Annotated in this window: 14 protein-coding genes and 1 tRNA gene; 10 read left to right on the top strand and 5 right to left on the bottom strand. The window is 66.1% G+C overall.

All coding sequences use genetic code 11. The features are described from left to right. Positions 1–11 precede the first annotated feature (11 nt). Positions 12–1,739 carry a dolichyl-phosphate-mannose--protein mannosyltransferase gene (locus CXQ88_RS04455; RefSeq protein WP_104042954.1) on the bottom strand — a complete coding sequence of 576 codons (1,728 nt, stop codon included), beginning with the start codon at positions 1,737–1,739 and terminating at the stop codon, positions 12–14. Positions 1,740–1,785: 46 nt separating this feature from the next. Here CXQ88_RS04455 and rsmI point away from each other — a divergent pair, with 46 nt between their 5' ends. Both rsmI and CXQ88_RS04445 read left to right on the top strand, forming a co-directional pair. Then, a complete protein-coding gene (gene rsmI, locus CXQ88_RS04450; protein ID WP_104042953.1) occupies positions 1,786–2,727 on the top strand; it encodes a 16S rRNA (cytidine(1402)-2'-O)-methyltransferase in 942 nt (313 codons plus the stop codon). 181 nt (positions 2,728–2,908) lie between these two features. Next, positions 2,909–4,408 carry an NAD-dependent succinate-semialdehyde dehydrogenase gene (locus CXQ88_RS04445; protein WP_104042952.1) on the top strand — a complete coding sequence of 500 codons (1,500 nt, stop codon included), beginning with the start codon at positions 2,909–2,911 and terminating at the stop codon, positions 4,406–4,408. Positions 4,409–4,448: 40 nt separating this feature from the next. Here the strand turns inward: CXQ88_RS04445 and CXQ88_RS04440 are convergent, their stop codons facing one another. From CXQ88_RS04440 to CXQ88_RS04430, 3 genes are read right to left on the bottom strand one after another with little or no spacing between them, the layout of a single operon-like run. Further along, positions 4,449–6,944: a transglutaminase TgpA family protein gene (locus CXQ88_RS04440; protein WP_104042951.1), complete on the bottom strand. Its 2,496-nt coding sequence runs from the start codon at positions 6,942–6,944 to the stop codon at positions 4,449–4,451. Continuing rightward, positions 6,941–8,377, bottom strand: coding sequence for a DUF58 domain-containing protein (locus CXQ88_RS04435; RefSeq protein ID WP_104042950.1), 1,437 nt, complete (start codon positions 8,375–8,377; stop codon positions 6,941–6,943). Before CXQ88_RS04435 ends, CXQ88_RS04440 begins: the two co-directional genes overlap by 4 nt. 10 nt (positions 8,378–8,387) lie before the next feature. Beyond that, on the bottom strand, positions 8,388–9,512 hold the full coding sequence (locus CXQ88_RS04430) for an AAA family ATPase (protein WP_104042949.1): 1,125 nt from the start codon (positions 9,510–9,512) through the stop codon (positions 8,388–8,390). A 162-nt stretch (positions 9,513–9,674) separates the two neighbouring features. Here CXQ88_RS04430 and CXQ88_RS04425 point away from each other — a divergent pair, with 162 nt between their 5' ends. The 5 genes from CXQ88_RS04425 (at position 9,675) to CXQ88_RS04405 (ending at position 15,869) form a co-directional block, all read left to right on the top strand. Continuing rightward, entirely contained in the window at positions 9,675–10,580 is a 906-nt protein-coding gene (locus CXQ88_RS04425) for a TatD family hydrolase (RefSeq protein WP_104042948.1), read from the top strand. Positions 10,581–10,861: 281 nt separating this feature from the next. Next, a complete protein-coding gene (locus tag CXQ88_RS04420) occupies positions 10,862–12,055 on the top strand; it encodes a resuscitation-promoting factor (protein WP_104042947.1) in 1,194 nt (397 codons plus the stop codon). A gap of 112 nt (positions 12,056–12,167) precedes the next feature. Then, positions 12,168–13,040, top strand: coding sequence for a 16S rRNA (adenine(1518)-N(6)/adenine(1519)-N(6))-dimethyltransferase RsmA (gene rsmA / locus CXQ88_RS04415; protein WP_104042946.1), 873 nt, complete (start codon positions 12,168–12,170; stop codon positions 13,038–13,040). After that, complete coding sequence (locus CXQ88_RS04410; RefSeq protein WP_104042945.1) at positions 13,037–13,999, top strand: 4-(cytidine 5'-diphospho)-2-C-methyl-D-erythritol kinase; 963 nt, start codon at positions 13,037–13,039, stop codon at positions 13,997–13,999. Before rsmA ends, CXQ88_RS04410 begins: the two co-directional genes overlap by 4 nt. 40 nt (positions 14,000–14,039) lie before the next feature. After that, a complete protein-coding gene (locus CXQ88_RS04405; RefSeq protein WP_104042944.1) occupies positions 14,040–15,869 on the top strand; it encodes an ABC-F family ATP-binding cassette domain-containing protein in 1,830 nt (609 codons plus the stop codon). A gap of 41 nt (positions 15,870–15,910) precedes the next feature. Here CXQ88_RS04405 and CXQ88_RS04400 read toward each other — a convergent pair whose 3' ends face one another. Then, entirely contained in the window at positions 15,911–16,537 is a 627-nt protein-coding gene (locus CXQ88_RS04400; protein WP_104042943.1) for a TetR/AcrR family transcriptional regulator, read from the bottom strand. A gap of 176 nt (positions 16,538–16,713) precedes the next feature. Between CXQ88_RS04400 and CXQ88_RS04395 the strand changes: the two genes are divergently transcribed. From CXQ88_RS04395 to CXQ88_RS04385, 3 genes are all read left to right on the top strand, one after another. Beyond that, a tRNA-Gln gene (locus CXQ88_RS04395) sits at positions 16,714–16,785 on the top strand. 106 nt (positions 16,786–16,891) lie between these two features. Beyond that, positions 16,892–18,373, top strand: coding sequence for a bifunctional UDP-N-acetylglucosamine diphosphorylase/glucosamine-1-phosphate N-acetyltransferase GlmU (gene glmU / locus CXQ88_RS04390; protein ID WP_104042942.1), 1,482 nt, complete (start codon positions 16,892–16,894; stop codon positions 18,371–18,373). Then, positions 18,373–19,353: a ribose-phosphate diphosphokinase gene (locus CXQ88_RS04385; RefSeq protein ID WP_104042941.1), complete on the top strand. Its 981-nt coding sequence runs from the start codon at positions 18,373–18,375 to the stop codon at positions 19,351–19,353. Before glmU ends, CXQ88_RS04385 begins: the two co-directional genes overlap by 1 nt. Positions 19,354–19,388 lie beyond the last annotated feature (35 nt).

Raw genomic sequence — 19,388 nt, 5'->3', positions numbered from 1 at the left:
GCCATCCTGCCCTAGATCCAGGAAGGCATCCACATCCGGAGCCGCCACTCCTGGTACGGGATGATTTCGGCGGCCCAGACGGGATAGAAGTAGCCTGCCAGCAGGACTGCGGCGGCCACGAACAGGGCCACCAGGTACAGGCCGGACCGGCGGCGCCACCGCGGATCCGTCGTCCTGCCCAGCACCAGCCCCAGGCAGTACACGAGGGCCAGCACCAGGAACGGTTCGAAGGACACCGCATAGAAGTAGAACATGGTGCGCTCCGGGTACATGAACCACGGGAGGTACCCGGCGGCCACCCCGGCCAGCACCGCTCCGGCCCGCCAGTCGCGGCGTCCCGCCCACCAGAACAGGAGAACCACCAGCGATATGGCTGCCGCCCACCAGATCATGGGATTTCCCACGGACAGGATGGCGGACGTGCACTTGTCCACGTCGCAGCCCGGAGTGCCGCGCTCGGGTGATTCGTAGAAGAACGACGTCGGCCTGCCCATCACCAGCCAGCTCCAGGCGCTTGCCTCATACGGATGCTCGGACCCCAGGCCCTGGTGGAACTTGTAGGCTTCCAGATGGTAATGCGCCAGGGACCGGACCGAATCCGGCAGCCAGCCCCACTCGGCGGACGGATTGCTCTGCGCCCAGCGGCGGAAGTAGGCGTTGTCTGAGCGGAACCAGCCGGTCCAGGTGGCGGTGTAGACAAGAGCGGCAACCGGAACCATGCTCAGGAACGCCGGGATGCCGTCCTTGATCACGCCGCCGCTGATCCAGCCGCGGATCCCCGCCACCCGCCGTGCGCTGAGGTCCCATAGGACGGTGAGGATGCCGAAACCGGCCAGGAAGAACAAGCCGGACCACTTGGTTCCCACGGCAAGCCCCAGGAAGACCCCCGCTGCGACCCGCCACCAGCGGATGCCGAGCCAGGGCCCGGACAGCAGTTGCGCGGTGGTGGGAAGTCCCCCGTTGGCGGACGCAACCGTCCCCAGCCGGGCAGCGAGCCGCCGTCGGCCGTCATCCCGGTCCATCAGCAAGGCGCCGAACGCTGCGAGGATCCAGAACATCAGGAAGATATCCAGCAACGATGTCCGAGACATCACCAGGTGGTGGCCATCCACGGCCAGGAGAAGCCCGGCGGCACCAGCCAGGGGAAGTGAATGGAAGAGTTTCAGCGCTATCAGGGACAGGAGCAGGATGGACAGGGTCCCGGTCAGTGCTGCGGCGAAGCGCCAACCGAAGGAGTTGTCCGCGCCAAAGACCGACATGCCGGCGGCGATCATCCACTTTCCCACCGGGGGGTGAACTACATACTCGGGAGACTCCAAAAGGATGCCCGGGTTCCCGGCGTTGAAGGAGTCGTTGGCCTTGTCCGGCCAGCTGCGCTCATAACCGCTGATCAGGTATGAGTAGGCATCCTTGACGTAATACGTTTCGTCAAAGACCAGCTTGTGCGGCGTCTCCAGCCGGACGAACCGCAGGACGGCGCCGGCTGCCGCGGTCAGGACCGGGACCAGCAAAAACCAAAGCCGCAGCGACGGCGGGTAGTCCCGCCAGCTTTGCACAGGCCCGAGCAGCCGCGCGCGCAGGGACTCCGGCGTAAAGGCTTCAGAGGGACGGCTGACCCACGGCCGGGCAGTGAGGGTCCCGGGCTGGTCCTCCGCTCCGGAGGAAGAACTGCTGGACGCCGGGGGTGTGGCGTATTCGGCCCCGGCCGGCCGCGTCGAGGTCTGCGTCACGAGCCCCATGCTACCTTTTGCGGCTGACCGCGCCCCGCAGCAGTAGGCTGGTGGCGTGGACCCTAACCCCAGCCCCTTCCCTGAATCCGGCACTGCCATCACCGACCAGGAAACCGGAGGGCAGCCGTCGGGGGCGCCGGAGGCAGCCGCGGTGCCAACACCGGCCGGCGGGCGGATAGTGCTGGCGGCCACCCCGATCGGCAACACGGGCGATGCTTCTGCCCGCCTGGTGGAGCTGCTGGGCACAGCGGACATCGTTGCCGCTGAGGACACCCGCCGCCTGCACCGGCTGGTGCAAAGCCTGGGCGTCACTGTGGCCGGGCGGGTGGTTAGCTACCACGAGCACAACGAAGCAGCGAAGACTGCGGAGCTGCTGGAACAGGTGCGGGCCGGCAAGACGCTGGTGATGGTCACCGACGCGGGGATGCCCTCGGTGTCCGATCCCGGGTTCCGGCTTGTGGAGGGCGCCGTGGCCAGCGGGCTTAGGGTTACTGCTGTACCCGGTCCATCGGCCGTACTGACGGCGCTGGCATTGTCTGGCCTGCCCACGGACCGCTTCTGCTTCGAAGGATTCCTGCCACGGAAGGCAGGCGAACGTGCATCACGCCTGGCAGACCTGGCGGGGGAGCGCCGCACAATGGTGTTCTTCGAAGCGCCGCACCGGCTTGAGGTGATGCTTCGGGCGCTGCGCGAACGCTTCGGGGCCGACCGCCGCGTGGCCGTGTGCCGGGAACTGACCAAAACCTACGAGGAAGTGATCCGGGGCTCGCTTGGCGAGCTCCTGCAATGGGCGGAAACCACCGAAGTCCGTGGTGAGATCGCCGTGGTCCTGGCCGGCGCACCTGAACAGGAGCCCGGAACACCCGAGGACCACGTGGCTGCTGTTAACGAACTGGTAGCCCAGGGGATCCGCCTCAAGGAGGCTGTCGCCGCCGTCGCGGAAGACGTCCGGGTGAGCAAGCGGGAGCTCTACTCAGCTGTTCTAGCCGCCCGGTAGGCGGGCGCCAGAGGGTACGGAAGGGCTGTGCAGGTGCACAGCCCTTCCGTGTTTCGGTAGTGCGTGAAGGCGTAGACCCGCTGCGGGCGCAGCAGTAGTCTGGCAACTAATCAGCCAGGACGACGGCGGCTACTCCGGCCGCCGTCGGGGCTGCAACAACCCTACTGACGAGGGAGTCATCGTGACTGTCACTGCACAGCCGGCCGTTTCCGCAGAACGTGAAAGCGCCCTTTTGGCCTCTGTTCCCACAGGCTTGCTTATCAACGGTGAGTGGCGGGCCGCCGCAACAGGTAAGACGTTCGACGTCGAGGATCCGGCTACGGGGAAGGTGCTGTTGAGCATTGCCGACGCCGGGGCTGAGGATGGTGCCGCGGCGCTGGACGCCGCCGTGGCCGCCCAGGAGTCCTGGGCCAAGGTCCCGCCGCGTGAGCGCGGCGAAATCCTGCGGCGCGCATTTGAGCTCGTGACCGAGCGGGCCGAGGACTTCGCCTTGCTGATGACCCTTGAGATGGGCAAGCCGTTGGCGGAAGCCCGGGGTGAAGTCACGTACGGTGCGGAGTTCCTGCGCTGGTTCTCGGAGGAAGCTGTCCGTGCCTTCGGCCGCTATTCCGTGTCCCCGGACGGCAAGTCCCGGCTGCTGGTCACCAAGAAGCCGGTGGGTCCCTGCTTGCTGATCACGCCGTGGAACTTCCCGCTGGCCATGGCCACCCGCAAGATCGCCCCCGCCGTCGCTGCGGGCTGCACCATGGTGCTGAAGTCCGCGAACCTTACCCCGCTGACCTCCCAGCTGTTCGCTGCCGTCATGATGGAGGCCGGCCTGCCCGCCGGTGTCCTGAACGTCATCCCCACGTCCACGGCCGGTGCCACCACCGGTCCGCTGATCAAGGACTCCCGGCTCCGCAAGCTCTCCTTCACCGGCTCCACCGAGGTTGGGCGCCGCCTGCTCGCCGATGCCTCCGAAACTGTCCTGCGCACGTCCATGGAGCTGGGTGGCAACGCACCGTTCGTGGTCTTCGAGGACGCAGACCTTGATGCAGCCGTCGCCGGAGCCATGCTTGCCAAGCTGCGGAACATGGGCGAGGCGTGCACCGCTGCCAACCGCTTCATTGTGCACGAGTCTGTTGCCGCAGAATTCTCCGAGAAGTTCGCAGCGAAGATGAAGGACATGACCACCGCCCGCGGCACCGAGCCGGAGTCCAAGGTGGGCCCGTTGATTGACGCCAAGAGCCGGGACAAGGTCCACGAACTGGTGTCCGACGCCGTTGCCTCCGGCGCGAAGGCAGTCCTGGGCGGGGGACCGGTGGAAGGCCCGGGTTACTTCTACCAGCCCACGATCCTCTCGGGCGTCACCGAAGGCACCCGGATCCTTTCCGAGGAAATCTTCGGACCGGTCGCCCCGATCATTACTTTCAGCAGCGAAGATGACGCTGTCCGGTTGGCCAACAACACCGAATACGGGCTTGTTGCCTACGTCTTCACGAAGGACCTCAACCGCGGCATCCGGATGGGTGAGCGGCTGGAGACCGGCATGCTGGGCCTGAACGCAGGCGTCATCTCAAATGCTGCCGCACCATTCGGCGGCGTCAAGCAGTCCGGACTCGGGCGCGAAGGCGGCCTCGAAGGCATCGAGGAATACCTCTACACCCAGTACATCGGTATCGCCGACCCCTACGCCGGGTAGTCCCTTCCCTCAGGGCGGCAAAGCCGCCGCATGCTTCACATCAGGAGCGCGCAGACCAGCGCGCTGACCAGAAGCGTGCGGCGGCTTTTGCTGCCTGGACCACGGCTGCTCCGGCAACCCGGAACGGTGCCGCCAGCAGGCGTCCCAGCCGTCCAATCACCGACGGCGGCACCCACCAGGCGCGCAACCGCCGCAGGGCGGGGGCATGGGCGCGCAAAGCCGTTTCAAGCGCTGCGATCCGTGCGCCGGTAACCTCCTGGTGGGCGCCCGCGGCCCCGGTGCGGCCGGTGCCCTCTTTCAGCGCGCCCGCCCGTTCCGGCGGCGGGCCGTATTCGCGGCGTTCGAAGTCTGAGGTCAAGGCAGCCACGGCCCCGTGGGCAGCATCATCCATCCCTCCCGGTTCGCCCAGCAGCGATGATTCGCGAAGGCGCGAGCTGTAGGCACGCGGGGTCTCGCTGGGCTTCGGAGGCAGGCCATAGTCGGTCCCCAAGTCCACCATTTCACTCCAGGCCAGCACCGCGGCCGTGCCTGCATCTGCCGAGCGAAGCCGCCGCGCCTTGATGCCTGTTCTGGCCAGGCGCGGGGCGGCTGCCAGCAGGGCAACCCCCAGGACTCCACCCAGGCCCAGCAACAGGGGCAGGAGCTGCACGCCGGCATCAGTGCCTTCGCCGCCACCCGGCGCGGTCAGGGGAGCGGCGCTTGGTGCCGGGGCGGGAGCGGGGGTGGCATCCGGGGCCAGGTCGTCGTTGTTCTCGAGGGCACCCGGGGCTGAAGGAGCCAATGCTTCTGAAGCATAGTCAGGCACTACCCCGCGGGACGGCGTGGGCTCAAATGGCACCCAACCCAACCCTTGGAAGTACAGTTCAGGCCAGGCGTGGGCATCCCTGGCGTCCACTTCGTATTCGGGCAGTGCGCCCTCGCCTGCCACGGAAACGGTGGCGCCCGTTAACCTGCCCGGGGCATAACCCACTGCGATCCGGCTGGGGATCCCTTCGAGCCTGGCCATCACGGCCATGGCCGACGCGTAATGGATGCAGTACCCGCTTTTCTGGTCCAGGAAATCAGCAAGGACCGAGAGGCCGTTTCCGTCGTAGCCGCCCTGTACGGGAGACTGCAGGGAGTAAGTGAACTCCGCGGAGCGGAGGTACTTCTGGATGGCCATGGCCTTCTCGTAGGGCGTCCCGCCGGAACCCGCCACCGCGCTGGCCGTCGTCCGGACAATCTCGGGAACGTTGCCCGGAATCCTGGTGAAGTCCTCAGGGATGCCCTGGACGCCTGCCGAAGACCGGGCCAACTGCCCTGCGGTCAGTCTTGGAACGGAAGACCGGACCAGGTACTCCTGCCGCCGGGAGGTGGTGTCTGTTCCCTTAATGCTTAGGGTGGCCGGATCCCAGGTCCACCGGCCGTCGAGGCCCCGCACGGATTCCGGGGGGTACGGGGCCGGCAGGTAAGGGCTGGTGAAGGATCCTGCATCGATGGCCGTCACCACGGGCTGCTGTTCGTCCACCAGCACCGTGTAGCCGGGGTCAATCTGGCTGCCAAGGGAGCGCCGGGAGGCGTTGCGGTCATCCGGACCCCAGGAGTCGCCGTCGAAATGGTCCACGGTGACGGACCGAAGATACAGCGGCGCTGTGGAATTCGTGGCGTAGGTGATCCGTCCGGTGCCGGCAGGAGTCCGGAGGCTGTTGCCCAGGGTGATCATCGGATTGAGGCCCGTGGACGTGCCCCACGGGTTGAGGCGGGAACCCTGCGGGAAGGTGCCCTGGTCGAATCCGGGGACTGCCAGTGGCACCAGCAGGGTGGCAATTAGCGCCACGGACCCTGTCAAAGCAGCCCGCCGGACCTGGCCCGGGCTGCGCGCGGAGTCGGCGGAGGTCCGGGCGTCCGGGACAAACCACTGGCTGCATGCCAAAATCATCAGATATCCCGCCACAGCGGCGGTGAATCCCCAGAAGCCCACGCTCTGTGGCTTGATCATGGCCGGCACCACGAGGATGGCCAGCAGCCCCGCACCGGTGGCGGCAGGCATGCCGAGCGGCACCGCGAGCGCGTCCACAAGGATAACGGCCAGGCCCAGGACGGCGCAGATCACCATCACAATGCCTACGTTGGGGGCGACGGGTGCGGTTTCGGACAGTACGGTTTCGCTGGCGCGGCGGATCAGCCGGTCCAGTTCAGCCAGGCTCGCTCCCGTGGGGATAACGCCGGCAATGCTGGAGCCGCGGAAGAACGTCAGGGTCAGGGCAGCCGCCAGGGCAAGGAACCCGCCGGCTGTCACCAGCAGGGGCTTTGCCCTCACTGCGCGCAGGGCGGCGAGGGTAAAGCAGACTACCAGCACGGTAGTGAAAACTGGCCAGTACCAGCCCCAGCCCCTCAGGACTCCGTTCAGCGACAGGGCGGCTCCGGCCACTCCCACGGCGATGGAGCCTGCCATCGCCCACGGGTAGGGGCCAACCCGGGTACGTTCTGCTGCGTTCCCGGTGGACGGTGCAGGTTGCTGGTCCGTTCCGGTATTCCGGGGTGGCGCAATGGTCATCCTGCCACCTCCGCTCCGCGCCGGACCTCCGTCGCCGGGGTTTCCGGCAAGGCGACGTCCTGGTCGAACTGGTTCCAGGCACCTGCGACGGATACTGACGGCGGCACGGCGGCGGCACGCCAGCCTCCCTGCCGGAGCTTCTCGAGAGCGTCCTCGAACTCCGCGGGCCGCTCCGTGATAACGATGGCAAAGGCGTTGGTGCCGTACCCGGCAGCCGGGGCGAGTGACAAGGCCTCCAGCGGTGAGATCCTTCCCAGGACAGCGATCAGGGGTCCCCGCATCCGGTGCGCCGACAACTTGTCCATCAGGGTGTCATCAAAGGGCGGTGGTCCGGACTCCGTGTGGCCGTGGGATTCCCGGTGTCCGAAAATGTCCCTTCGCCCGGAGTCGCGGCGAGCGTGCGGCCCTGCGAGCTGGATTGCCGCGAGGCTTTCAGCGATGGATTGGAGCCCGGAGGCTCCGGTGTACTCCTCCACCTCAGGTTCGGGGGCTGAGGGCGAACGCAGGAATGCAGGTTCGCCCCGGGCGTCCAGCAGTCGCAGGCCATAATTGCGCTCGGCGAGGTGGGCGCTGATGGACATGGCGGCAACTACGGCCCACTCGAAGGTTTCGCTGCTGATCATGGAGGGGCGGTCCAGGGCTGCGATTCCTGGCGGTACCGCCCCGGAGCCGCCGGAGAACGCGGCGAACCTTTGGTCAAGGATGATCGTGGCCTCGGGTGTTGTGACGGATTCCTCCTGCCGCACCATCAGGGAACCGTGGCGGGCGGTAGCGGCCCAGTGCACCCGGCGCATCGGGTCCCCATGGCGGTATTCCCGCGTCATGACGTCGTCGTCACTGGGGTTGGCCCGGATCCTGGTGGCCGTGACACCGTCGTTGCCCCGGGCGCCGGCCAGCCCGGTCAAGGGAAGCACGACGGCGGCGGGCGTCACGGTGAGGGTGTCGCCGTCGTCAATTGCCTGCCGGTGCAGGGACAGTCCAAACGGATCGGTGAACTCGGCGGTCACGGGGCCGATAAGGAACTGGCCGCGCTGGGCGGAGCGCAGGTGGTACTCGTACCTGCTGGTGCCGCCGGTGGCCGAACGGGACGGAAACCGGAAGACGGGCGACTCGCCGAACCGGGAAGGCAGCCTTTCCTCCATCGTGGCCCTGCCGCTGGCTGCCCCGGTCCGGGCGACCGCAAGCCGCACGGTGGTGGGGGCCGAAGTTTCCACCGGTGACGGGTTGAATTCGCGGTACACCTGGAACCGGGGCTTCACCAGCCGGATCCCCGCCAGGGAAACCAGCGGAAGGACGAGCAGCAGTACAGCCAGGCTCAGCAGGTCCCTTCGGCCCATCACCTGCGCTGCGGCAAGTGCCGCGGCCCCGGCAGCCAGCATCCCCCAGCCCCGCTGGGTGAAGAGGTGTCGGGGCAGTTTGTCCAGCAGCGCCATGGAAAACCGCCTAGTGGTTCCGGCTCAGGCCTGCAACAGGGGTGGTCCGGTTCGTGGACCCGGGAGCCTTGTTCCCGGCATCGGCAGGCCGGTGCGGGACCGGCAACCGGGACAGGATGCCGCGGAGGACGCTGTGAGGGGTTTCACCGGCGCCGGCGGCCTTCCGGTCCAGGATGATCCGGTGGGCCAGGACGGCTTCCGCCACATGCACGACGTCGTCAGGCAGCACGAAGTCGCGTCCGTCCAGGGCCGCTGTGGCCTTGGCAGCCCGCAGCAGCTGCAGCATGGACCGGGGGCTCGCGCCCAAACGGAGCAGCGGGCTTTCCCGGGTGGCCCTGCCCACGGACACCGTGTACTCCTTGACCGCCTGCGAGACGTAGACCTGCTGGACCGCGGCAATCATGGCCGCCACATCCGCAGTGGCGACTACTGCAGACACCTTTGCCAGCGGCGACGTCGCCTGATGGGTCTCGAGCATTTCGATCTCGGAGTCCTTGTCCGGGTAGCCCATCGAGATCCTTGCCATAAAGCGGTCCCGCTGGGCTTCAGGCAGCGGGTACGTGCCCTCCATCTCGATCGGATTCTGTGTTGCCACCACCATGAAGGGTTCGTCCAGCCGGTACGAATTGCCGTCCACTGTCACCTGGTGCTCTTCCATGCACTCGAGCAGCGCCGACTGCGTTTTGGCTGAGGCACGGTTGATCTCATCGCCGATCACGATGTTGGCGAACACGGCACCGGGCCGGAACTCAAAGAGCCGGGAGGCCTGGTTGTAGATGGAAACGCCGGTGACGTCGGAGGGCAGCAGGTCCGGGGTGAACTGGATCCGGTTGACCGTGCAGTCGATGGTCCTGGCGAGGGTCTTGGCCAGAAGCGTCTTTCCCACACCCGGCACATCCTCCAGGAGCAGGTGCCCCTGGGCGAGCAGGACGGTCAGCGCCAGCTTCGCGGCGTCGGACTTCCCGTCGATCACCGTGTTAATGGTCGTCAGGATCCGTTCGCTGGCCGCATGGAATGACGGGCCATCCATTGGAGCGGGCCGGTGCCCGTTGAGATGGCTGACGGGGTCTGCGACTCCCGCCAAATTGCGGTTCGCAGCGCTCACATCGTTGGCAGTGCGTCGGTGGGATTCCATCGGCAACCTTTCAGCCAGGGTTTCACCTGGACGGGACAGCAAGCCCTGCCTTCGCCCTCGGTGGGCGTCCGCATCTGTTCGTACCAGACTACTAACACAACTGCTTCGGCTGACAGAGAGTTCCAATAAATGTGGGGGACTGTTCCCGGTTAGGGTGGATAAATGTGCAATCCGCTGATCCCTGCCGCCTACCGAGCTTCTGTCCCCGGCGGCGGTCAGGAATCCGGAAACTCCCCAAAGCGGGCGTTCCCGCCTGCCCCCGAACCTTTGCCAGTGCCCGTTATGGACAACCACACGCACTTGGATTTCCCGGACGGGGAAGCGCCAGTGGGCATCAAGGAGGCGCTCGATGCCGCCGAGGCGGTGGGCGTCCAGGGCGCGGTCCAAGTGGGTTGCGATCTGGAATCCTCGCGGTTCACGGTCAAGGCGCTGGACCTTGACGAGCGACTGCTTGGCGCGGTGGCCCTGCACCCGAACGACGCTCCGCGCTATGCCGAACGCGGTGAGCTGGAAGAGGCGCTGGCGGAAATCGAGCGGCTGGCAGCCCATCCCCGGGTGAGGGCCATCGGTGAGACGGGGCTGGATTTTTTCCGCACTGAGGGGGAGGGCCTGGCCCACCAGCGGCACTCCTTCCGCCGCCATATCGACATCGCCAAGCGGCTGGACCTGACGCTGCAGATACACGACCGGGATGCCCACAGGGACGTAGTGCAGGTGCTGAAGGAAGAAGGGGCTCCGGACCGCGTGGTTTTCCACTGCTTTTCCGGCGATGAGGAGCTGGCTGCCACCTGTAATAAGGAAGGCTGGTGGATGTCCTTCGCCGGCACGCTGACGTTCAAGAACGCAACCAACCTGCGGGCTGCGCTCGCCGTCGCTGATCCCGACCTGGTTTTGGTCGAAACCGACGCGCCATTCCTGACTCCCCATCCGCACCGGGGGCGCCCGAACGCCAGCTACATGGTCCCCTACACTGTCCGTTCGATGGCTGAATTGACAAGCACTGACTTGGCAGAGCTGTGCGCCGGAATCCAGCGAAATACCGTGCGTGCGTACGGATCATGGGAATAAGAAGACATTGCTTTGAAGTAGGCCGCGGAATACCGGGTATGTAAAATTCTTGGTTGCTTTATAACGCTACGGTTACAGTGGGAATCTATTAGCCGGGGTCGGGGAAGGCCACCGGGTAAATTCACTTCACTTGCAGCAGGATCTGCTGGGCCTTGTTCCAGCCTGCCCGCTGCACGGAGTTTGGCGGCGCGAGGGTGCCCGGACTGCCCCTTTTAGCGGTGGCGCCGGGCATTTTATTGCGCTCTCCCCGTGCCCGGAAGGACCTAAAGTTACGGGCAATCGTGGTCAAGTTCTTCACAACGGACGGCAAGTTCAGCTTCATCAAGGTTGGAACCCAGCTCCTCGTGCTGTGCGCGCTGGTGGTGGGCCTTGTAGCCTTCGTCGGCAATAACAAAACCATCACGCTGAATGTCGACGGCAAGGTAACGTCCGTTCAGACCTTCGGTGGGACAGTCGGACAGGTCGTTAAGAGCGCCAACGTCGAGCTGAAGGCGGCGGACCGGGTCTCCCCGTCCATTGACGCCACCGTCCGGAACGGCACGGTCATCAACGTCAACATGGCCAAGGAAGTCAAGGTCAGCCTGGACGGCTCTGAGAAGACGGTGAACACCACTGCCCAGGACGTTGCGGGCCTGGTCACCGAACTCGGAGTAGCAAGTGCATCGTCGGTCTCCGTGCCCAAAGACGCCCAGCTCTCGGTAGCCGGGTCCTTCGTCTCCATCTCCACCCCTAAGTCCGTAAGCATTGTTGCTGACGGCAAGGTTGACACCGCCACCACAACTGCCGCCACGGTGGGCAAGGTACTGGAAGATGCTGGCCTTACCCTCGGCGCCAATGACCGGACTTCCCAGCCCGCAAATGCGCACGTGGTGAACAACATGGTCATCAAGGTCTCCCGGGTGGACACCGGCCGGACCACCGTGGCCACGGAGGATATTCCGTTCGAGAAGGTGAGCACCGAAAGTGCCGAGCTGCTGAAGGGTGAAAAGGAAGTTACCCAGGCAGGCTCCGCAGGCAAGGTGAAGAGGACCTTCAAGCTGGTGCTTATTGACGGCCGCGAAGCATCCCGCACCCTGGTGTCCGAAGCCGTCACCGTCCAGCCCGTGACGGAGGAGACCACGGTGGGCACCAAGGTCAAGCCCGTGGCTCCCCCCGCCCCCGCCCCCGCCCCGGCCCTGGCGCCGGCAGCCAAGGCCAGCGCCAACACCGGTGCCGCCGCTCCTGCCATGATGAACGAGGCCATGTGGGACAAGATTGCCCAGTGTGAAGCTGGCGGAAACTGGTCCATCAACACCGGCAACGGCTACTACGGCGGCCTGCAGTTCGACATCCAGACCTGGCTCGGATCCGGCGGCGGCACGTACGCCCCCAACGCCAGCCTTGCCAGCAAGGCCCAGCAGATCGACATCGCCAACCGCGTTTACGCTCAGCGCGGCCTGCAGCCGTGGGGCTGCGGCTGGGCTGCCACCAGCTGACGCGACCTGACTCGAGCCCCGCGGGGCTGAACGGCCGGGCCCGGATCTTCCGGGTCCGGCCGCGGCACTTAACCAGGCCGGGCGCAAGTGGCGCGCGGGATAGGATACCTAGGTGACTGAACCGATCCCCGCCGCGCCCGCACCGCTGTTTGGTGCTTCCGACATACGCCGGCTGGCGGTAGAGATAGGTGTCCGGCCCACCAAGACCCTGGGCCAGAACTTCGTGATTGACGGCAATACGATCCGCAGGATCGTGGCGGCAGCGGGCGTCAGCCCGGACGAGACGGTTCTCGAAGTGGGACCCGGCCTGGGATCGCTGACCCTCGGGCTGCTGGACGCAGCCGCTTCGGTAGTCGCGGTGGAGATCGATCCCGTACTCGCGGCGAAACTTCCGGAAACAGTGAAGGAATGGCGCCCGGCCGCAGTGGGATCATTCCACCTGGTGCAGGCCGACGCCATGAAGGTCACTGAACTTCCGGTCCAGCCCACCGCCCTGGTGGCCAACCTGCCCTATAACGTGGCCGTGCCCGTGGTGCTGCATCTGCTGCAGCACTTCCCCAGCCTGCAGCACGGCCTGGTGATGGTCCAGGACGAGGTGGCTGACCGGCTTGCTGCCGGCCCGGGATCCAAAACCTACGGCGTGCCCTCCGTAAAGGCTGCCTGGTACAGCCGGATGCGCAAAGCCGGTGTGATCGGCATGAACGTTTTTTGGCCCGCCCCGAAGATCCATTCCGGGCTGGTGTCCTTCACCCGACACGACCCTCCGGCCACCACCGCAACCCGCGAGCAGGTTTTCGCCGTGGTGGACGCCGCCTTCGCGCAGCGGCGCAAGACGCTCCGCGCCGCCCTCGCCGGCTGGGCCGGAAGCGCGGCGGAAGCCGAACGCTGCCTGGTGGCTGCCGGCGTCGACCCCACAGCCAGAGGTGAAGTGATCGACATCGCAGCCTTTGCGAGGATCGCGGAAGCCCGTGAGGCCCGGCCGTGAATGCACTGGCAGGACGGTTTGCCGCTCGGACCGTCCGGGCCAGGGCTCCAGGAAAGGTCAACGTATCCCTGGACGTGGGACCGCTCCGGCCTGACGGCTACCACTCCGTGGCCAGCGTCTACCTTGCCGTATCCCTCTATGAGGAAGTGGCGGCCACCAGCACCGAGGTCCCCGGCATTACGGTGAGCCTCAGCCCGGACAGCACACTGGACCTGGACGAGGTCGATATTCCGTTGGACCAGAACAACCTGGCGTACAAGGCCGCTGCCATCATGGCGGATGTCTCTGAGCATGCCACCGGCGTCCATCTGGAGATCACGAAACGCGTGCCGGTGGCGGGCGGTATGGGCGGCGGCTCCGCTGATGCTGCCGCCACGCTATTGGCCTGCGACGCACTCTGGAACAGCGGGCTGTCCCGTGAAGAACTGGCGCACCTTGCCGCCGAGCTTGGCGCCGACGTCCCCTTTTCCCTGCTCGGTGGAACAGCGGTGGGCTTGGGCCTCGGCGATGAGCTGTCCCCAGCACTGGCCAAGGCCCAGACGGATTGGGTTTTGGTCACGGCGGACTACGGACTGCCCACGCCAGAGGTGTACAGGACGCTGGACCGGATGCGGTCGGCAGAGGGCATAGAGGTGGCCGAACCAACAGGAGTGGACCCGCAGATTCTTACCGCACTGCGCAGCGGGGACGCAGAAGCCCTCAGCCGAGTCCTAGTCAATGACCTCCAGCGGGCATCCATCGAACTGTCGCCTTCACTGCGCGATACGCTGGGAATAGGTGAAGCACATGGAGCCGTTGCCGGCATCGTTTCCGGCTCCGGGCCCACCGTGGCGCTGTTGGCCGATGATCCCGTCGCCGCGGAAGGCCTGGCCGAGAACCTGCGACGCTACGGGCTGACGGCACTCGCCGTCCACGGCCCGGTTCCGGGGGCACGCATCATGTCCGACATCCTTTTGTAAGACGTTCACTTTTTTCCTCAGCAGCAGAAAGCAGTTCCCTTTGGCACACCTTCTTGGCGGCGAGAACCTAACGGTCTCCTACGCAACCCGCACCGTCCTGGACGGCATCACCCTCGGACTCGAAGAGGGCGACCGGATCGGCATGGTGGGCCGGAACGGTGACGGAAAGTCCACCCTGATGCGCCTGCTGGCGTTGCGGTCCACCCCCGATTCCGGACGCGTCACCAAGCGCGGCGACGTTAACGTGGGCTACCTGGACCAAAGCGACGTGCTCGACGGCGACCTGACAGTCGGCGCGGCGATTGTGGGGGACCAGGCGGATTATGAGTGGGCGCGGAACCCGCAGATCCGCGAAGTCATGGGCGGCTTGGTGTCCGACGTCGACTGGCACGCCAACGTTCACGCCCTGTCCGGTGGGCAGAAGCGGCGCGTGGCACTGGCCAAGCTCCTCATCGAGGACCACGACGTCATCATGCTCGACGAGCCCACGAACCACTTGGACGTGGAGGGTGTTGCCTGGCTGTCCCGGCACCTGAAGACGCGCTGGCGGGCGAACCAGGGCGCTTTCCTGGTGGTCACCCACGACCGCTGGTTCCTGGACGAGGTCTGCAACAGGACCTGGGAAATCCATGACGGCATCATGGACCCCTTCGAAGGCGGGTACGCGGCATACGTGCTGGCCCGCGCCGAACGTGACCGCTCCGCCTCCGTGGTGGAAAGCAAGCGCCAGCAGCTCGTGAAGAAGGAACTCGCCTGGCTCCGCCGCGGCGCGCCGGCACGCACAGCCAAGCCAAAGTTCCGGATCGAGGCGGCGAACGCCCTCATCGCCGACGTGCCCGAACCTCGGGATTCCACGGCACTGAGCAAAATGGCCACCGCACGCCTGGGCAAGGACGTGCTCGACCTGGAAAACGTCTCGCTGGACTTCATTGGCGGTGACGAAGGGCAGAAACTCTTCGACAACATCACCCTTCGCCTCGCGCCCGGCGAGCGGCTGGGCCTGGTGGGCGTCAACGGTGCCGGCAAGACCACACTGCTGAAGCTGCTCAACGGCCAGATCGAGCCCACGTCCGGCAAGCTCAAGCGCGGCAAGACCGTGGTCACCGCCGTGCTGACGCAGGAGGTCAAAGAGCTCGACGACGTCTCTGACCTGCGCGTCATCGAAGTGATCGAGCGTGAGAAGCGTTCCTTCAATGTGGGCGGCAAGGAGTTTACGGCGGGCCAGCTCGTGGAGCAGCTGGGCTTCACCAATGAGAAGCAGTGGACGCCGGTCAAGGACCTCTCCGGCGGTGAGCGCCGCCGCCTCCAGCTGCTGCGCCTGCTCGTGGGGGAGCCGAACGTGCTGATGCTCGATGAGCCCACCAACGACCTCGATACCGATACCCTCGCCGCCGTCGAGGATGTGCTCGACGGCTGGCCGGGAACGCTTGTGGTGGTCAGCCACGACCGGTACCTGCTGGAGCGGGTCACCGACCACCAGATGGCGCTGCTGGGCGACGGAAAGATCCGTGCCCTGCCGCGCGGCGTGGACCAGTACCTGGAACTTCGGGAATCCGCCCTGGCCGGTTCCACCATCACCGGCGGCGGCAACCCCGTCACCAGCGGCAGCTCGGCTTCCGCGGCCACCGCTCCCACCGGCCCGTCCGAAGCCGAAAAGCGCGACGCCCGAAAGGCCAAAAACCGCATCGAACGCCAGCTCGGCAAACTTGAGCAGCAGGAAAAGAAGCTCCACGACCAAATGGTCAAGAGCACGGCCGGGAACGACTTTGACGCCCTTGCCGAACAAAACAAAAAGCTCAAGGACCTCGCGGGTGAACGCGAAGCCCTCGAACTCGAATGGTTGGGCGCCCTGGAGGTCCTCGGCGAGTAGTGACGTCCCCTCACGAGCGGCGGACGGAACCCCGGAACCACTCACCCTTCGGACATCAGCTCCGGGTCTTTTTTGAGGCCGGTCAGGCCGTTCCAGGCGAGGTTCACCAGATGGGCGGCGACGGTGTGTTTGTCGGGCTGGCGGCTGTCCTGCCACCATTGGCCGGTCATGGCAACCATGCCGACGAGCATCTGGGCGTACATGGCGCCGTCCTGGGCGCTGAAGCCGCGGCGGTCGAACTCGTCGGAGAGAATGTGTTCGACTTTCGCGGTGACGTGGGAAAGCAAGGTGGAGAACGCGCCCTCCGGTTGGGACGGCGGGGCGTCCCGCATCAGGATCCGGAACCCTTCGGTGCGGTCCTCGATGTAGGTCAGCAGTGCCAGGGCGGCCCGTTCCACGAGGACGCGCGGCTTCGCCTCCTCGGTAAGGGCCGAGCTAATGGCGTCCAGCAGGATCCGGAACTCGAAGTCCACCACCTGGGTGTACAGCCCTTCCTTGGATCCGAAGTGTTCGTAGATGACCGGCTTGGATACTCCCGCGGAGGCTGCGATCTCCTCGATGGTGGTGCCGTCAAGTCCGCGGACTGCGAAAAGGCCCCGTCCGACGTCGATCAGCTGGCTCCGCCGCTGAAGGCCGGTCATCCGTGTCCGCGGAGGGTTGTTGCTCACATTTCCATCATGCACTACACGCAGCTGGCGGAATTGCAGCCGCCCTGCCGTGCCCGAATAGCGGCACGAACAGGGCAGAAACGTGGCAGGACAGGGGGATGAACGGCCCGTGTCGCGCGGCGCCCCGAACCCATGGCAAAATAACTACTTGTGCCCAGGCAAGCGCCACGGCACGGTCCGCCCTGGTGTAATGGCAGCACCCCGGCCTTTGGAGCCGTGGAGTATAGGTTCGAATCCTATGGGCGGAACTGCTGTGCGAGGAGCGTTCAGTAGGATGACATGCGGTGCCGGGACGGCTTCAGGCCGCGCGGGCACCGCAAAACGCCAGCGTTATTTAGCAAGGAGAGCCCGTACGTGATCCCCGAGAATACCGGCCCGGCCGCGGTCATCGTTCTGGCGGCAGGCGCCGGTACGCGGATGAAATCGCGCACTCCCAAGATCCTTCATGAGATCGGCGGCAGGTCCATGGTGGGCCACGCGCTGCTGGCCGCACGCAGCATCAATCCCCGCCAGCTCGCCATCGTGGTCCGCCATGAACGTGACCTGGTGGCACGCCACCTTTCCGAGCAGGATCCTGCTGCCGTCATCGTTGACCAGGACGACATCCCGGGAACCGGACGTGCAGTGGAGGTCGCCCTCCAGGCGTTGGACGGCGAACAGCACCTCACCGGAACCGTCGTGGTGACCTATGGCGACGTGCCCCTCCTTTCCGGAGACCTGCTCGCTGAGCTCGTGGCCACGCACCAACGCGAAGCCAACGCGGTCACCGTCCTCACTGCTGTCCTTGACGACGCCACCGGCTACGGCCGCATCCTGCGCGGCGAGGACGGGACCGTCACCGGCATCGTCGAACACAAGGACGCTTCCGACGCCGAGCGGCTCATCCTCGAGGTCAACTCCGGCATTTACGCCTTTGACGCTGCCGTCCTCCGCGACGCACTGACGCACGTCACCACAGACAATTCCCAGGGCGAGAAGTACCTCACCGATGTCCTCGGACTGGCCCGGCAGGCAGGCGGCCGCGTGGCTGCCGTCGTCACCGCCGACCGCTGGCAGGTCGAAGGCGCCAACGACCGCGTCCAGCTTTCCGCCCTGGGCGCCGAGCTGAACCGCCGGATTGTGGAAGCCTGGATGCGTGCCGGCGTTACGGTGGTGGACCCATCAACCACCTGGATCGACTCCTCAGTGACCCTCGACGAGGACGTCCGGATCCTGCCCAACACCCAGCTGCACGGCGCCACCACAGTGGCGAGGGACGCCGTCGTCGGCCCCGACACAACCCTCACGGACGTCACCATTGGTGAGGGCGCCAAGGTGGTACGCACCCACGGTTCAGGGGCGGTCATCGGCCCGGAGGCCGCCGTCGGGCCCTTCACCTACCTGCGCCCCGGCACCGTCCTGGGCGAAAGCGGCAAAATCGGCGCGTTCTACGAAACGAAGAACGTCACCATCGGCCGTGGCTCCAAGCTCTCCCACCTCGGCTATGCCGGCGATGCCGAAATCGGGGAGGACACCAACATCGGCTGCGGAAATATCACGGCCAATTACGACGGCGAGAAGAAGCACCGCACGGTGATCGGCTCCGGCGTCAGGACAGGCTCCAACACAGTGTTCGTTGCCCCGGTCACCGTGGGGGACGGTGCCTACAGCGGCGCCGGCGCGGTGATCCGCAAGGACGTCCCGGCGGGCGCACTCGTGCTGACGGTTGCCGCCCAGCGCAACACAGAAGGCTGGGTGGCCGCGAACCGCCCTGGCACCCGCTCCGCCGAACTGGCCCAGGCAGCCACCCCAGATTCCTCAAGTACCCCAGCATCTACAGAAGAGGGCAAGCAATAATGAGCGAAATTACGGCGCGCGGCGAAAAGAAGCTGGTGCTGGCCACCGGCCGCGCCCACCCCGAGCTGGCCCGGGAGATCGCCAAGGAGCTTGGCACCGACCTCCTCCCGGTAGACGCCTACGACTTCGCCAACGGTGAGATCTACGTCCGTGCCGGCGAGAGCGTCCGCGGAACCGATGCCTTTGTCATCCAGGCGCACCCCGCGCCGCTGAACAACTGGCTGATGGAACAGCTGATCATGATCGATTCGCTGAAGCGCGCCTCCGCCAAGCGCATCACGGTGGTTTCTCCCTTCTACCCGTATGCCCGGCAGGACAAAAAGGGCCGCGGCCGCGAGCCCATCTCGGCCCGCCTGGTGGCAGACCTTTACAAGACCGCCGGCGCCGACCGCATCATGAGTGTGGATCTGCACACCTCACAGATCCAGGGCTTCTTTGATGGCCCGGTGGACCACCTGATGGCCATCCCGCTGCTCGCCGACTACATCCGCACCCGGGTGGACGCTGAGAATATCACCGTGGTCTCGCCCGACACGGGCCGCGTCCGCGTCGCTGAGCAGTGGGCAGAACGCCTGGGCGGCGCCCCGCTGGCATTTGTGCACAAGAGCCGCGACCTCACCGTTCCCAACCAGGCGGTTTCAAAGACCGTCGTGGGTCAGATCGAGGGACGCACGTGCGTCCTGATCGACGACATGATCGATACCGGCGGAACCATCTCCGGTGCCGTCAACGTGCTGAAGAACGCCGGGGCCAAGGACGTTATCATCGCCGCCACGCATGCTGTCTTCTCCGAGCCGGCCGCCCAGCGACTCTCCGAGTCCGGCGCCCGCGAAGTGGTGGTCACCAACACGCTCCCGCTCACCGCGTCACAGCGGTTCCCGCAGCTGACCGTGCTGTCCATCGCGCCGCTGATCGCCCGTGCCATCCGCGAAGTGTTCGACGACGGCTCGGTCACCAGCCTGTTCGACGGCAAGGCCTGACGAGTCCGGTGCTGGCGGGGAGGCCCACGCCCGGC

Origin of the sequence: Arthrobacter sp. ZGTC412 (assembly GCF_002929215.1) — a bacterium.
In the GTDB taxonomy this organism is placed as follows: Bacteria; Actinomycetota; Actinomycetes; order Actinomycetales; family Micrococcaceae; genus Arthrobacter.
The sequence above is the reverse complement of the archived record's forward strand: the minus strand, read 5'-3'. Positions and strand labels throughout refer to the sequence as shown.